Raw genomic sequence first — 14,092 nt, 5'->3', positions numbered from 1 at the left:
TGGCTTGCCAGCGAAGGCGGCGTAACAGTCAACATAGATGTTGAATGTGATGGCCCCTTCGCTGGCAAGCCAGCTCCTACAGGGGGGTTGTGTGAGGCGTCAGATCTTCAGCGCGGCGGCTGCTTCAGCCAACTCCAGCTCACTGAAGACTTGAACACCATGGCGCTTTAGCAACGCCGCCGTCACACCTTCACCGCTGACCTTCACTCCACTGAAGGTCCCGTCATACGTCAGCAAATTCCCGCAAGACGGGCTATTGGCCTTGAGCACCGCAATCCGGATGCCGTGCTTTTCAACCAGCTCCAGCGCCTGATAAGCCCCCGCGAGAAACTGCGCACTGACATCCGCGCCCTCGGTGGTGATCACCGGCGCCTGCCCATCCAGCACCTCACCACCCTGCCCGCCGGGAATTTCCGCCGCAGCCCTGGGCGTCGGCAACCCGCCGGCCACCTCCGGGCACAACGGCACTACCCGACCTTCGTCGAGCCAATGCTGGAGCTGATCGAACGGCCCGCTGGCCCCGCCGTCGTAACGTACGCGGTGCCCCAGCAGACAACGGCTTACCAGAACTTTTTGCATGATCAGAACGGCTCGTTGCCGCGACGTCGGAACCAGCCGGTCAACGACAGGCGCTCTCGCATCGCGGGCAGGACTTCGTGTGGCACCTCACCCGACAGGAATACCACCAGGCATCCGCCGACAGGCACCACATCGTATTCGGCCCCCTCATCCAGGTACATGCGCAACTGACCGCCGTGCTCGGGCAGCCAGCCCTCATTGAGATAAACCACCGCCGAGACCATGCGCCGGTCGTCGTCGCGGAAGCGGTCGAGATGTTTGAGGTAGAAAGCACCGGGCGGATACAGGGCGAAATGGCTTTCGAAATCTTCCAGGCCCAAGTACAAACCGCGATTCATCGCCTCGCGCAGGCTGTCCATCAGCATCAGATAACTGTCGCAAGCCACCGCCTGCCCTGGCTCGATCCACTGGATATGGTCGCCGCGAATGCCCTCGCGAACCTCCGATGTCGGCCCGCGCCCCACGGCGGCCGGGGCCAGTTCACCCTCGGCTGCACGTTTATGGCACTCGGCCGCCAGTTCCCGGGTCAGACCCAGTGGCAGGAAAATATTCTGCTGCGACCAGCCGTGTTCGGCCAGGTCGTCGACGATACGTAACAGCAGCGGGTGATCAGAGGGTATTTGCATGGCGCGCATAGTATTCCTGTGCCTGAAAATCCGACAGAGCCGCGCAGCGGGTTGATACGAATTCTCGACAAGTACCCATGCCCCACGGAGAATAGTCGCCTGCCGACAGGAGCCCCTATGCGTCGTTTGCTTTTCTCACTGCTGATGTTCTGCGTTATGCCCGCTTGGGCAGACGGCCACGACCAGTTGTACAAGGTCGCCGGCTGGCCAGAACAACGCGCACATTTCAACGACGCTCTTTCGGCCGCTCAACAGCGCTACCAGAACAGCCTGCCGCCGGCGGTGTTCCAGGCGCTGGTCAACAACAGCAATCAGCGCTTTGCCCCCAAGGCCGTGGACCAGCGCGCCGAAGCGCAACTGCGCAAGACCCTCGTCGATCCGAAACCGGCGCTGACGTTTTTCCAGTCACCCCTGGGCAAAAAAATCGTCGCCGCCGAACTGCTGGCGACCCGTCGCGACCAACTGGCAAAAAACGCCAAGGGTTTACCGAAGATTCAGGCCAGTGACAGCCGCCTGCTGATCATCGGTCACCTGGCCCAGGCCTTGCCCGCTCGCGAGGCTGGCGCCGAAGTCAGCCTGGCGATTGCCGGTGTCGCGGCCGACAGCCTGAGCTCGATGATCCCCGGCCTGCTCGGCGGCGGTCAGGCGCAAGACATGTTGAACGGCCAGCGCCAACGCTTGATGGACCAGATCGGCAGCGATTTGAACAACACGCTGTTGTATGTCTATCGCGATCTGTCGGACAACGAGCTGGAGGAATTCGCCACCTTTGCCGAGTCGGCGGAAGGCCAGGCTTATTATCAGGCGGCGTTGGCGGCGATTCGGGCGGGGTTGGCGGTGGGGCAGGATACTTCCACGCTTCGCCAGTAATCCCTGGCGCCGGCAAGGGCCCCTTCGCGAGCAAGCCCGCTCCCACATTTGATCGCTGCCGTACACAAAATCAGTGTTCGCTGCAGATCCAATGTGGGAGCGGGCTTGCTCGCGATGGGGGCCGAACTGACGCTAAAGATTCCGCCCCTTGATCCGCTTGCTCAAAAACCCGAAATACTCCCCCCGCAACGCCAGCGTCTCATTCGCCAGATGATGCCGCGCCTGCGGCAGCATCAACACCTGCGGCCGATCGAACTTGGCCTTCAACACGGCAAGGTTATGCTGCCAGTCCACCGTCATATCCGCCTGCCCCTGCACAATCAGCGGCCGCCGCGTACTGCCCGGCGCGGCCTCGATGCGCTTGATCCACCGCGCCAGCGCACCGACCCAGGCGGTCGGCAACCGTAGCGGCTGCAACGGATCAGCCTGCAAAAACGGCAAGAAATCCGGGTCGTTGGAGTTTTCGCTGAAGCGCCGCGCGATGGCTTTGACGAAAGGCCTGAGCAGGTAATAGCTCAGTTGCGACCAGCCCCAGGCCCGGGGCCGCACCAACGGCGACAGCAGGATCACCAGCCCTTGTGCCGGACTGCTCGCCCCCGCGTTGAGCACATGATCGATCACGATCGCGCCGCCAGTGCTTTGCCCGCACAGGTGCCACGGCTGCGGCAGATCGAGGGCGCGCGCCTCGGCGAACAACCCTTGCAGCGTGTCCTGATACTCGGCGAAATCCTTGATGCTGGCGCGTTCACCGCTGGACAGGCCATGCCCTGGCAAGTCGCAGGCAATCACCGCAAACCCCTGGTCCAGCGCCCACTCGATCACATGCCGGTAGAGCCCGGTGTGATCATAAAAGCCGTGGAACAAAAACAGCGTCGCCCTGGCCTGCTGCGGCCACCAGAACTGGCAGACCACGTCATATCCATCCACCGCGAAACGACCCAGGCCGCTGCGCAGATGTCGCCCCGCAAAATCGAGCCCATAGAAACACTGGTAGGCCAACGCCTCCACCGACAGGGGCTGCGCCTCAGCCAGTGGCCGCAGACTGGCACGCAGATGATCGGGGTCGAAAGTGGCAGGCATGGACGATTCCAGAGCATGAAACGGACTTTATAGGCCTGCGATATTCTTCTGTCGCGGCAAGCATGGCAAGCTGGGCGACCTTCGAGGATTGAAACCCATGCGTTCGCCCTACCGCACCCCACTGCTTGCCTGCCTGCTCGCCCTGGTGTGTGCCGGTGTGCTTTGGGCCGCTTATGACTGGTTTCAGGGACGCTACCTGCGCGCGTTCAGTTCGCACACCGCCGTGTTTTCCGGCGACCCGCTGCGCCTGCCCGACAACCTGGCCGGCCCCGGCGCCATCCGCCTGGTGCACTTCTGGGACCCGGCCTGCCCGTGCAACGTCGGCAATCAACAACATCTGGGCGAACTGGTCGAGCAGTATGGACCCCAGGGCGTAGAGTTTTACTCGGTACAAAAACCCGGCAGCCATGGCCAGTTGCCGAGTACCTTGAGCAATTTGAAAACCATCACCGTCCTGCCAGGTTCCGAACAGATCCCCGCCAGCCCGGCCGTGGCGATCTGGGATCGCAACGGCAAGCTGGCGTATTTCGGCCCGTACAGCGAAGGCCTGACCTGCAATTCCAGTAACAGTTTTATCGAGCCGATCCTGCAGGCGTTGAACCAAGGCCGGACAGTGGATGCCACGCACACACTGGCGGTGGGGTGTTACTGCCCGTGGCCTGTCGATACCACGAAATAGGGAAAAAACCCGCCATACGAATCCCTCCTAAGGGCGATGGGCCAATTCGCCGAGCCGTGTTAAACAGTGGCGCCAGGGAACTGCTGCCACTAATAACAAGGAGTCACCATGAAACGTAGCCTGACCGTCGTCGCCCTGCTGATTGTCGCGCTCGCCGCGGGCGCCGGCTGGTACGTTTACAGCAAGCAGCCGACACGCCAGGGCATGGTCGAGCTGCAACACCTGCAAGGTTCGGTCACCGTGCGCTATGACGAGCGCGGCATCCCGCACATCCGCGCGGAAAACGAACCGGACCTGTACCGCGCCCTCGGGTACGTGCACGCCCAGGATCGGCTGTTTCAGATGGAAGTCCTGCGCCGCCTCGCTCGCGGGGAACTGGCCGAGGTGCTGGGCCCGAAATTGCTCGATACCGACAAGCTGATGCGCAGCCTGCGCATTCGCGAACGGGCCGAAACCTACCTGGCGAACATGGACCAACAGTCGCCGGCCTTTATCGCCATGCAGGCCTATCTGGACGGCATCAACCAGTATCAGGACAGCCATCCGGCACCCGTGGAGTTCGATGTGCTGGGCATTGCCAAGCGCCCGTTCACCGCCCAGGACACCATCAGCATCGCCGGGTACATGGCCTACAGTTTTGCCGCGGCGTTTCGCACCGAGCCCCTGCTGACTTACGTGCGCGACCAGCTGGGGGCCAATTACCTGAATGTCTTCGATCTCGACTGGCAGCCCAAAGGCGTGCTGGCGAAGACGCCCGGCGGCGCTGTGCCGTCCCTGGGCAGCGTCGACTGGAAAGATCTCAACGCCCTCGCCCGCCTCAGCGAACAGGCACTGGCCGACAACGGCCTGCCGCAATTCGAGGGCAGCAACGCCTGGGTGGTCTCGGGCAATCGCACCAAAAGCGGCAAGCCGCTGTTGGCCGGTGACCCGCATATCCGCTTTTCCGCACCGTCGGTGTGGTACGAAGCGCAGCTATCGGCGCCGGGCTTCGAGCTCTACGGTCATTACCAGGCGTTGATGCCGTTCGCCTCCCTCGGGGTGAACCGCGACTTCGGCTGGAGCATCACCATGTTCCAGAACGACGACCTGGACTTGATCGCCGAGAAGGTCAATCCGCAGAATCCGAATCAGGTGTGGTATCGCGGCAAGTGGGTCGACATGGTGAGCAGCGAACAGCAGATCGCGGTCAAAGGCCAGGCGCCCGTGACGCTGGTGCTGCGCCAGTCGCCCCACGGTCCGATCGTCAATGATGCACTGGGCAACAGCGTCGGCAAAACGCCGATCGCCATGTGGTGGGGCTTTCTCGAAAGCCAGAATCCGATCCTCGAGGGTTTCTACCAGCTCAACCGCGCCGACACCCTGGCCAAGGCGCGCAGTGCCGCCGCCAAGGTGCAGGCGCCGGGCCTGAACATCGTCTGGGCCAATGCCAAGGGCGATATCGGCTGGTGGGCGGCCGCGCAATTGCCCAAACGTCCGGCGGGTGTGCGGCCGTGGTTCATCCTCGACGGCAGCACCGCCGAAGCGGACAAGGAAGGCTTCCACCCGTTCAGCGCCAACCCGCAGGAAGAGAACCCGGCGCGAGGCTATATCGTCTCGGCCAACTTCCAGCCGCCATCGCCCACCGGGATGGAAATTCCCGGTTACTACAACCTGGCCGATCGCGGTCAGCAGCTCAATCGCCAGCTCAGCGACAAAACCATCAAGTGGGACCTGGCCGCCAGCCAGAAGCTGCAGCTGGGCACCACCACCGCCTATGGCCCGCGCTTGCTCGCGCCGTTGTTGCCGGTACTGCGCGAAGTGGTGAGCGATCCGGCCGAACTCAAACTGGTGGAGCAACTGGCCCAGTGGCCAGGCGATTACCCGCTCGAGTCCACCAGCGCCACGCTGTTCAACCAGTTCCTGTTCAACCTGGCTGACGCATCGATGCACGATGAGCTGGGCAATGATTTCTTCGAAACGCTGCTCTCGACCCGGGTGATCGACGCTGCACTGCCGCGCCTGGCCGCGACCGCCGACTCGCCGTGGTGGGACAACCGCAACACCCTTGGCAAGGAAACCCGCGCCGATACGGTCAAGGTCGCCTGGCAAGCGAGCCTCGCGCACCTCAAGACCACCTTGGGTGCGGATTTCGCGCAATGGCAATGGGGCATGGCGCACACCCTGACCCATGGCCATCCACTGGGGCAGCAGAAGCCGCTGGATCGGGTCTTCAACGTCGGCCCGTTCGCCGCGCCCGGCGCGCATGAAGTGCCGAACAACCTCTCTTCCAAAATCGGCCCGGCCCCGTGGCCGGTGACCTACGGGCCGTCGACCCGTCGCCTGATCGACTTCGCCGACCCGGCCCACAGCCTGACCGTCAACCCGGTTGGTCAGAGTGGCGTGCCGTTTGACAGGCATTTTGATGACCAGGCGGAGGCGTATATCGAAGGGGTGTATTACCAGGCTTACATCAACGACGAAGAAGTTGCCGCCAATACCCGCAGCACGTTGAAGCTGCTGCCGGCGAGGGCTGCGCGATAGATTTTTGTTGCCTGGGCTGACGTCTTCGCGGGCAAGCCTCGCTCCTACAGGTTAGTGGTTATCTCATGATCGAAACATGATCTGTAGGCGCGAGGCTTGCCCGCGAAGGGGCCCTGGCAGGCAACAACAATCTCAGCTCACACCACCGCCGCAAAATTCAGCCTGAACTGCTGCGGCGTCACCCCAAGCCGGCGGTTGAACACGCTGCGCATATGCTGGGCATCGCGAAACCCGCACTGGTAGGCCACGGTCTTGAGCGGCGAATGGGTGCTTTCAAGCAGCACCCGCGCCGCATCCACCCGCGCCCGTTCGACGAATTCCGCCGGGGTGATTTTCGCCTCCCTGGCAAACACCCGGGAAAAGTTGCGGGCGCTCATGTTGGCGGCGTTGGCGAGGTCGGCAATCGTCAGGTCGCCGGTGAGGTTGGCCAGCACATAGTGCTGAACCAGGGCCACCGCCGAGGTCGGTTCGGCGTGTGGCGTGAGGAATGGGCTGAACTGCGATTGCCCACCCGAGCGCTGGGTGAATACCACCAGCCGCTTGGCCACGCTCAGGGCCACTTCCGGCCCATGGTCCCGACCCAGCAGGTACAACGACAAGTCGATCCCCGCCGTAACCCCCGCCGAGGTGTACAGCTTGCCATCCTGCACGTACAGGCGATCGGCCTCGACCCGGGTCGAAGGGCATAACGCAGCCAGTGCCGCCGCATCGCCCCAGTGGGTGGTCACCGTTCTTCCATCCAGCAAGCCGGCCCGGGCGAGGATGAAGGCGCCGTTGCAGATCGAGCCAAAACGCTGCGCCGACGCACTGGCATCGCGCAGCCAGGCATCGAATGCCGCGCCGAAATTCATGAACGGCAACTGCGGCCCACCGGCCACCAACAGCAAGTCATAAGCCTGCAGCGCCTCGCTGAAATGCCGATGGGCGTTGAGCGACAAACCGTTGGAGCACGCCATCACCCCGCGCTCGACGCCGATCACTTCCAGACGATAGTGATCTTCCGGCGCCAGGAAACGATTGGCTTCGCAGAACACATCCATGGGACCGGTGACGTCCAGGGACTGGACGCCGGAAAACACCACGATGGCGACGGTTTTCTGCATGGTTCAAAACGCCCTCGATGGGTTGATCACGTAGCTGAGACAAACACAAAACCTTGTGGGAGCGGGCTTGCTCGCGAAGGGGCCGTGTCAGTAAATAGAGATGCTGACTGAAAGACCGCCTTCGCGAGCAAGCCCGCTCCCACATGAACCGTGCGTAGCCTCTCAACATCGCCAACCCTAGCCAATCCGCGCGCAACAAGCGAGGCTGGCGCGATATGCCTGCTCATTGGCAAGGATCGCAGCCATGGATCGATTGTCCGGCTCGGGGTGCCGGAACAGACTGGATTCCTCAGCGCCGCCACGGCGTTCTCCACGAGGAAAGCAGCATGAGCAGCACCATCGCCGGCATCAAAATCCCCGACAGCGCCTTGGCCCGGGCCACCACCGAATACATTCGCGACGTCGAGTCAGACCTGCTGTACCACCACTCGCGCCGGGTGTTCCTGTTTGGTGCCTTGAGCGGTGAGCGCAAGCAACTGGCCTACAACCCCGAGTTGTTGTACGTCGGCGCGATGTTCCATGACCTGGGGCTGGTGGAAGGTCATCGCACGCAGGACGAGCGCTTTGAAGTCGACAGCGCCAACGCCGCCACAGCGTTTCTGCAGCCTTATGGTTTATCGGACGACGATATCGAGCAGGTGTGGTTGTCGATTGCCTTGCACACCACACCGGGTGTGCCGCAACACCTGCGTCCCAACGTGGCGCTGGTCACGGCCGGGGTTGAAATGGATGTGCTGGGTATCGACTATGCCGCGTTCCCGACGGCGCAGCGTGAAGCGGTGGTGCATGCGCATCCACGGGGTGCCGGGTTCAAGGCGTGCATCCTGTGTGCCTTTGCCAATGGCTTCAAGCACAAGCCGGACACCACGTTCGGGACTGTGAATGCGGATGTGCTGGTGGACAGTGAGCCGGGGTTCAAGCCGATGAATTTCGTCGAGGTTATCCGCAGATCTCCCTGGGTTGCCTAGCCCCCTGTGTAGGAGCTGGCTTGCCAGCGAAAGCGGTGTGTCAGCCAACATTGATGTCGGCTGGAAGGGCCTCTTCGCTGGCAAGCCAGCTCCTACAGGGGATCGGGTTGGCCACACCAAGGTGGTCAACCCGACGTCAGCTCAAACCGCTTCCGGCGCCTGCTGTGCGCGACGTGCGTCCGGTTGTCGCCAGGAGTCGGCAGCGCCTTCCTCGATTGCCTGCTGGATCGCACGCTTGCGACTTTCTTCGGCGCGGCGGCTGAAGAACCAGACCAGAAACGTCATCAACGATACCGCCAGCAGAATCAGGCTGGCCACGGCGTTGATCTCCGGTTTGACCCCCAGGCGCACCGCCGAGAACACTTCCATCGGCAAGGTAGTCGAACCGGGCCCCGAGACGAAACTGGCCAACACCAGGTCATCCAGCGACAGCGCGAAAGACATCATGCCGCCCGCCCCCAGGGAGGGCGCGATCATCGGGATGGTGATCAGGAAGAACACCTTCCACGGCCGTGCACCGAGATCCATCGCCGCCTCTTCAATGGACAGGTCCAGCTCGCGCAAGCGCGCCGACACCACCACCGCCACGTATGCCGCACAGAACGTGGTGTGGGCGATCCAGATGGTGACGATGCCGCGCTCCTGTGGCCAACCGATCATCTGCGCCATCGCCACGAACAGCAGCAACAGCGACAGACCGGTGATCACTTCCGGCATCACCAACGGCGCGGTGACCAGGCCACCGAACAGCGTACGCCCCTTGAAATGGGTGATACGGGTCAGCACGAACGCCGCCAACGTACCCAGCGCCACCGCCGCCACCGCCGTGTAGCAGGCGATTTCCAGCGAGCGCACCACCGAGCCCATCAGTTGGGTGTTGTCCATCAACCCGACATACCACTTGATCGACCAGCCGCCCCAGACCGTCACCAGCTTGGAGGCGTTGAACGAGTAGATCACCAGGATCAGCATCGGCGCGTAGATGAACAGCAAACCTGCTATCAGCATGAAACTCGAGAAACGGAAGCGCTTCATTCCTTGCCCTCCATTTCTTTGGCCTGGCTACGGTTGAACAGGATGATGGGCACGATCAGGATCAACAGCATGACCACCGCCAGGGCAGACGCTACCGGCCAGTCACGGTTGTTGAAGAACTCTTGCCACAGCACTTTACCGATCATCAGGGTTTCCGGGCCGCCGAGCAGTTCCGGGATCACGAACTCGCCCACGACCGGGATGAACACCAGCATGCAGCCGGCGACGATGCCGTTCTTGGACAGCGGGATGGTGATCTTCCAGAAGCTGTTGAAGGTACTCGAACCCAGGTCGGACGCAGCCTCCAGCAGGCTGTTGTCGTGCTTCACCAGGTTGGCGTAGAGCGGCAGGATCATGAAGGGCAGGTACGAATACACCACGCCGATATACACGGCGAGGTTGGTGTTGAGGATCTGCAGCGGCTCATCGATCCAGCCCATGGTCATCAGGAAGCCGTTCAGCAGCCCGTTGTTGCTGAGGATGCCCATCCACGCATACACGCGGATCAGGATCGCGGTCCAGGTCGGCATCATGATCAGCAGCACCAGCACCGTTTGCATCTCTTTGCGGGCACTGGCAATCGCGTAGGCCATCGGGTAACCGATCAGCAGACAGAGGACGGTACTGATCAGCGCCATCTTCAACGAGCCGAGGTAAGCGGCGATGTACAACTCGTCGTCGGCCAGCATCGAGTAGTTGCTCAGGTTAAGCAGCAACTGCACCTTCTGGTCGAGGTAGCTGTAGATCTCGGTGTACGGCGGAATGGCCACGTCGGCTTCGGCAAAGCTGATCTTCAACACGATGAAGAACGGCAGCATGAAGAACAGGAACAGCCAGATGAAGGGAACCCCGATGACCAACTGGCGGCCACCGGGAATTATTCGATTGAGGCGGCGTTTGAATTTGCGCATGTTCATGAGCGAAGTACCACGCCGCTGTCGTCTTCCCAATACACGTAAACCTGGTCACCCCAGGTTGGGCGTTGCCCGCGGCGCTCGGCGTTGGCGACGAAAGACTGGACGATCTTGCCGCTCGGCAGCTCCACGTGGAATACCGAGTGACCGCCCAGGTAGGCGATGTCGTGCACCTTGCCGCTGGACCAGTTGTATTCGCAGGTCGGCATGGTCGGTGTCACCAGCAGTTTTTCCGGACGGATCGCGTAGGTGACCGACTTGTCCTGCACCGAGGTGCTGATGCCGTGACCGACGTAGATGTTGCGGTCCAGATCCTTGCAGGTGATCAGCGCATGGCCTTCGGCGTCGTCCACCACTTCACCGTCGAAGATATTGACGTTGCCGATGAATTCGCAGACCAGGCGGCTGGTCGGGGTTTCGTAGATGTCGATCGGGCTGCCGATCTGGGCGATCCAGCCCAGGTGCATGATCGCGATGCGCTCGGCCATGGTCATGGCCTCTTCCTGGTCGTGGGTCACCATGACGCAGGTCACGCCGACCCGCTCGATGATCTCGACCAGCTCCAGCTGCATTTGCGAGCGCAGCTTCTTGTCCAGCGCCCCCATCGGTTCGTCGAGCAGCAACAGCTTAGGACGCTTGGCCAGGGAACGCGCCAGGGCCACCCGTTGACGCTGGCCACCGGACAACTGATGCGGCTTGCGCTTGGCGTATTGCGTCATCTGCACCAGCTTGAGCATGTCCGCCACACGGGCATCGACTTCCGCGGCGGGGATTTTGTCCTGCTTGAGGCCGAAGGCGATGTTCTGCGCCACGGTCATGTGCGGGAACAAGGCGTAGGACTGGAACATCATGTTGATCGGCCGCTCGTACGGCGGCATGTCGGTGATGTCGACGCCATCGAGGAAAATGCGTCCCTCCGTGGGCCGCTCGAAGCCTGCGAGCATGCGCAGCAAGGTGGATTTGCCCGATCCCGAACCGCCGAGCAGGGCGAAAATTTCGCCTTTCTTGATTTCCAGGGACACATCGTCCACAGCAATCGTCTCGTCGAACTTCTTCGTGACCCGGTCGATTTTGACCAGCACCTGTTTAGGTGACTGGTCGCCCTCGAGGGCTTTCTTATAGGCGCCGGAGGCAACTGCCATTTACGAAACTCCCAAAAAAAAGAGTGCAGTTCGCTCAAGGTGAGCCAACCTTGGATAGTTTGAGCCTTGAAGCTATTTACCCGACTTGACCTTGGTCCAGCTGCGGGTCATCAAACGTTGAATCTTCGGTGGTAACTCGATGGACACGTAAGTCTTGTCGAGGACTGCCTGCGGTGGATAAACCGACTCGTCGGTGCGAATGGACTGCTCCATCAACTTGTCCGACCCCGGGTTCGGGTTGGCATAGCCGACATAATCACTGACCTGGGCGATCACCTCCGGTTTCAGCAAATAATTGATGAAGGCGTGGGCTTCCTTCACGTTGGCCGCATCCTTGGGGATTGCCAACATGTCGAACCACAGTGCGCCGCCTTCCTTGGGAATCGAGTAGGCGATGTTCATGCCTTTGCCGGCTTCAGCCGCGCGGGCCTTGGCCTGGATCATGTCGCCGGAAAAACCGATCGCGACGCAAATATCGCCGTTAGCCAGGTCCGCGATGTATTTGGAAGAGTGGAAGTAGGTCACGTAAGGTCGCACCGCGAGCAACTTGGCTTCGGCCTTTTTGTAGTCTTCGGGGTTGGTGCTGTTGGCGTTGAGGCCCATGTAGTTGAGGACGGTGGGCATCATTTCATCGGCAGAGTCGAGGAACGCCACGCCGCAGCTGTGCAGCTTCTTGATGTTCTCCGGCTCGAATACCACATCCCAGGAGTCGATCTTGTCCAGGCCCAGCACGGCCTTGACCTTGTCGACGTTGTAACCGATGCCGTTGGTGCCCCACAGGTACGGCACGGCGTACTGGTTGCCCGGGTCGTTCTCCTCCAGGCGCTTGAGCAGCACCGGGTCGAGGTTGGAGTAGTTGGTCAGCTGCTTCTTGTCGAGCTTCTGGAACGCGCCGGCCTTGATCTGCTTGCCAAGGAAGTGGTTGGACGGCACCACCACGTCATACCCGGTGCGCCCGGCCAGCAACTTGCCTTCCAGGGTTTCGTTGGAGTCGAACACGTCGTAGACCGGCTTGATCCCGGTCTCTTTCTCGAAGTCGACCAGGGTGGTCTCGCCGATGTAGTCAGACCAGTTATAAATATGCACGGTGCCGGCCGCCTGGGCACCGACGGCAATCGTCAGGCCGGCGCCGACCAGCAGGGCATTGCGCAACAAAGAAAAAATAGGCAAGTGGAGGTCCTCTAAAATTAGTTGGGCCCAAGTTGCCCCGCGTTACATGACAGCCATGGCTGCCCGGCAACAAAACCGGCGCGCAACTTACCCTCGAAAAACCATTCCAGCAAAACTTTTATACAGACACCTGTAGGAGCGAGCTTGCTCGCGATGGTCGTCAACGATATCGCGTGGTGCCTGACACCCCGCGGTGTTCCCGTTATTTTCGCGAGCAAGCTCGCTCCTACAAAAGTTACTTACTTACCGGATTTGATCTTGGTCCAGCTGCGAGTCAGGATCCGCTGGGTGGCGGCCGGCAAGTCGGCAATCGCGTACAGCTTGGCCAGCACGTCGACCGGCGGGTAGATGCCCGGGTCGGCGGTGATGTCTTTATCGACCAATGGGGTGGCCGCCGCGTTACCGTTCGGGAAGCGCACCGCGTTGGTGATTTCAGCCATGATTTCCGGCTTCTGCAGGAAGGTCATGAACTTGTAGGCGCCTTCGACGTTTTCGGCATCTTTAGGGATGGCGACCATGTCGTAGAAACTGCCCGCACCTTCTTTCGGAATGTTGTAGCTGACCTTGACCTTGTCACCGGCTTCAGCCGCGCGGGTCTTGGCCTGGTAGATGTCACCCGAGTAACCGATGGCCACGCAGATGTTGCCGTTGGCCAGGTCGGAGATGTACTTGGACGAGTGGAAGTAGCCGATCGAAGGGCGGACCTTCAGGAACAGCGCTTCGGCTTCAGCCAGTTGTTTTTTGTCCTGGCTATCGGTTGGATAGCCCAGGTAGTGCAACGCCACCGGAATCATCTCGGTTGGCGAGTCAAGGACACTGATACCGCACGACTTCAACTTCGCGGCGTTTTCAGGTTTGAAGATCAGGTCCCAGGAATTGGTGGGTGCATCGGCGCCCAGTGCAGCCTTGACCTTCTCGGCGTTGAAACCGATGCCGATCGAACCCCACATGTAAGGGAAGGCGTGTTCGTTGCCCGGGTCGCTCACCGAGACTGCTTTAAGCAGGTCAGTGTTCAGGTTCTTCCAGTTGGGCAACTTGGACTTGTCCAGCTTCTGGTAAACGCCGGCCTTGATCTGCTTGGCCAGGAAGTTGTTCGACGGTACGACGATGTCGTAGCCGGACTTGCCTGCCAGCAACTTGGCTTCGAGGGTTTCGTTACTGTCGAATACGTCGTAGACCACCTTGATCCCCGACTCGGCTTCGAACTTCTTGACGGTATCCGGTGCGATGTAATCGGACCAGTTGTATACGTGAAGAACCTTGTCGTCCGCCTGAACTGCGCCCGCCATCAGGCCCATCAGGGACATGGCGAGGAGGGTCTTGCCAGCGATCTTCATACCTAATGCCTTCATGGGTAATGCTCCAATTTTTCTTTTTAGCCACGTTCTTGTTAACCAAGAGCGGGC

At 61.1% G+C, this 14,092-nt stretch carries 13 protein-coding genes; 4 read left to right on the top strand and 9 right to left on the bottom strand.

The features are described 5' to 3' along the window. Positions 1–99: 99 nt before the first annotated feature. A complete protein-coding gene (locus BZ163_RS08600; protein ID WP_128870587.1) occupies positions 100–579 on the bottom strand; it encodes a DUF523 domain-containing protein in 480 nt (159 codons plus the stop codon). A 2-nt stretch (positions 580–581) separates the two neighbouring features. Further along, positions 582–1,214: a 2OG-Fe(II) oxygenase gene (locus tag BZ163_RS08595; RefSeq protein WP_128870586.1), complete on the bottom strand. Its 633-nt coding sequence runs from the start codon at positions 1,212–1,214 to the stop codon at positions 582–584. A gap of 108 nt (positions 1,215–1,322) precedes the next feature. Here BZ163_RS08595 and BZ163_RS08590 point away from each other — a divergent pair, with 108 nt between their 5' ends. Beyond that, positions 1,323–2,075 (top strand): DUF2059 domain-containing protein, encoded by a 753-nt coding sequence (locus BZ163_RS08590; protein ID WP_128870585.1) that lies wholly within the window; start codon positions 1,323–1,325, stop codon positions 2,073–2,075. A gap of 132 nt (positions 2,076–2,207) precedes the next feature. On the opposite strand, the gene BZ163_RS08585 is transcribed toward BZ163_RS08590, so the two are convergent. After that, the gene (locus BZ163_RS08585) at positions 2,208–3,155 is read right to left on the bottom strand and encodes an alpha/beta hydrolase (protein WP_128870584.1); all 948 of its coding nucleotides are present in this window, start codon (positions 3,153–3,155) and stop codon (positions 2,208–2,210) included. Positions 3,156–3,252: 97 nt separating this feature from the next. Between BZ163_RS08585 and BZ163_RS08580 the strand changes: the two genes are divergently transcribed. Together BZ163_RS08580 and BZ163_RS08575 are read left to right on the top strand one after the other, a co-directional pair. Then, positions 3,253–3,834, top strand: coding sequence for a DUF6436 domain-containing protein (locus BZ163_RS08580; protein ID WP_128870583.1), 582 nt, complete (start codon positions 3,253–3,255; stop codon positions 3,832–3,834). Between the two features lie 108 nt (positions 3,835–3,942). Beyond that, complete coding sequence (locus BZ163_RS08575) at positions 3,943–6,354, top strand: penicillin acylase family protein (protein ID WP_128870582.1); 2,412 nt, start codon at positions 3,943–3,945, stop codon at positions 6,352–6,354. A 137-nt stretch (positions 6,355–6,491) separates the two neighbouring features. On the opposite strand, the gene BZ163_RS08570 is transcribed toward BZ163_RS08575, so the two are convergent. After that, positions 6,492–7,457, bottom strand: a complete 966-nt coding sequence (locus tag BZ163_RS08570) for a GlxA family transcriptional regulator (RefSeq protein ID WP_128870581.1) — start codon at positions 7,455–7,457, stop codon at positions 6,492–6,494. A 326-nt stretch (positions 7,458–7,783) separates the two neighbouring features. Here BZ163_RS08570 and BZ163_RS08560 point away from each other — a divergent pair, with 326 nt between their 5' ends. Further along, positions 7,784–8,425, top strand: coding sequence for an HD domain-containing protein (locus tag BZ163_RS08560; RefSeq protein ID WP_128870579.1), 642 nt, complete (start codon positions 7,784–7,786; stop codon positions 8,423–8,425). Positions 8,426–8,566: 141 nt separating this feature from the next. On the opposite strand, the gene BZ163_RS08555 is transcribed toward BZ163_RS08560, so the two are convergent. From BZ163_RS08555 to BZ163_RS08530, 5 genes are all read right to left on the bottom strand, one after another. Beyond that, positions 8,567–9,460 (bottom strand): ABC transporter permease subunit, encoded by an 894-nt coding sequence (locus BZ163_RS08555; RefSeq protein ID WP_128870578.1) that lies wholly within the window; start codon positions 9,458–9,460, stop codon positions 8,567–8,569. Beyond that, complete coding sequence (locus tag BZ163_RS08550; protein ID WP_128870577.1) at positions 9,457–10,377, bottom strand: ABC transporter permease subunit; 921 nt, start codon at positions 10,375–10,377, stop codon at positions 9,457–9,459. Before BZ163_RS08550 ends, BZ163_RS08555 begins: the two co-directional genes overlap by 4 nt. Further along, the gene (locus tag BZ163_RS08545) at positions 10,374–11,516 is read right to left on the bottom strand and encodes an ABC transporter ATP-binding protein (RefSeq protein ID WP_128870576.1); all 1,143 of its coding nucleotides are present in this window, start codon (positions 11,514–11,516) and stop codon (positions 10,374–10,376) included. Before BZ163_RS08545 ends, BZ163_RS08550 begins: the two co-directional genes overlap by 4 nt. 72 nt (positions 11,517–11,588) lie before the next feature. Beyond that, positions 11,589–12,686, bottom strand: coding sequence for a polyamine ABC transporter substrate-binding protein (locus tag BZ163_RS08540; protein WP_128870575.1), 1,098 nt, complete (start codon positions 12,684–12,686; stop codon positions 11,589–11,591). Between the two features lie 239 nt (positions 12,687–12,925). Beyond that, the gene (locus BZ163_RS08530; protein ID WP_128870588.1) at positions 12,926–14,023 is read right to left on the bottom strand and encodes a polyamine ABC transporter substrate-binding protein; all 1,098 of its coding nucleotides are present in this window, start codon (positions 14,021–14,023) and stop codon (positions 12,926–12,928) included. Between the last annotated feature and the right edge of the window lie 69 nt (positions 14,024–14,092).

It is taken from the genome of Pseudomonas sp. VI4.1 (genome assembly GCF_002029345.1).
In the GTDB taxonomy this organism is placed as follows: Bacteria; Pseudomonadota; Gammaproteobacteria; order Pseudomonadales; family Pseudomonadaceae; genus Aquipseudomonas.
This window is presented reverse-complemented; position numbering and strand designations above follow the sequence as displayed.

Excerpts from the sequence above, each read along its gene's own strand:
- BZ163_RS08560 (WP_128870579.1), top strand. The coding sequence starts at position 7,784 with ATGAGCAGCACCATCGCCGGCATCAAAATCCCCGACAGCGCCTTGGCC.
- BZ163_RS08590 (WP_128870585.1), top strand. The coding sequence starts at position 1,323 with ATGCGTCGTTTGCTTTTCTCACTGCTGATGTTCTGCGTTATGCCCGCT.
- BZ163_RS08555 (WP_128870578.1), bottom strand. The coding sequence starts at position 9,460 with ATGAAGCGCTTCCGTTTCTCGAGTTTCATGCTGATAGCAGGTTTGCTG.
- BZ163_RS08595 (WP_128870586.1), bottom strand. The coding sequence starts at position 1,214 with ATGCGCGCCATGCAAATACCCTCTGATCACCCGCTGCTGTTACGTATC.
- BZ163_RS08550 (WP_128870577.1), bottom strand. The coding sequence starts at position 10,377 with ATGAACATGCGCAAATTCAAACGCCGCCTCAATCGAATAATTCCCGGT.
- BZ163_RS08545 (WP_128870576.1), bottom strand. The coding sequence starts at position 11,516 with ATGGCAGTTGCCTCCGGCGCCTATAAGAAAGCCCTCGAGGGCGACCAG.
- BZ163_RS08570 (WP_128870581.1), bottom strand. The coding sequence starts at position 7,457 with ATGCAGAAAACCGTCGCCATCGTGGTGTTTTCCGGCGTCCAGTCCCTG.
- BZ163_RS08600 (WP_128870587.1), bottom strand. The coding sequence starts at position 579 with ATGCAAAAAGTTCTGGTAAGCCGTTGTCTGCTGGGGCACCGCGTACGT.
- BZ163_RS08530 (WP_128870588.1), bottom strand. The coding sequence starts at position 14,023 with ATGAAGATCGCTGGCAAGACCCTCCTCGCCATGTCCCTGATGGGCCTG.
- BZ163_RS08575 (WP_128870582.1), top strand. The coding sequence starts at position 3,943 with ATGAAACGTAGCCTGACCGTCGTCGCCCTGCTGATTGTCGCGCTCGCC.
- BZ163_RS08585 (WP_128870584.1), bottom strand. The coding sequence starts at position 3,155 with ATGCCTGCCACTTTCGACCCCGATCATCTGCGTGCCAGTCTGCGGCCA.
- BZ163_RS08580 (WP_128870583.1), top strand. The coding sequence starts at position 3,253 with ATGCGTTCGCCCTACCGCACCCCACTGCTTGCCTGCCTGCTCGCCCTG.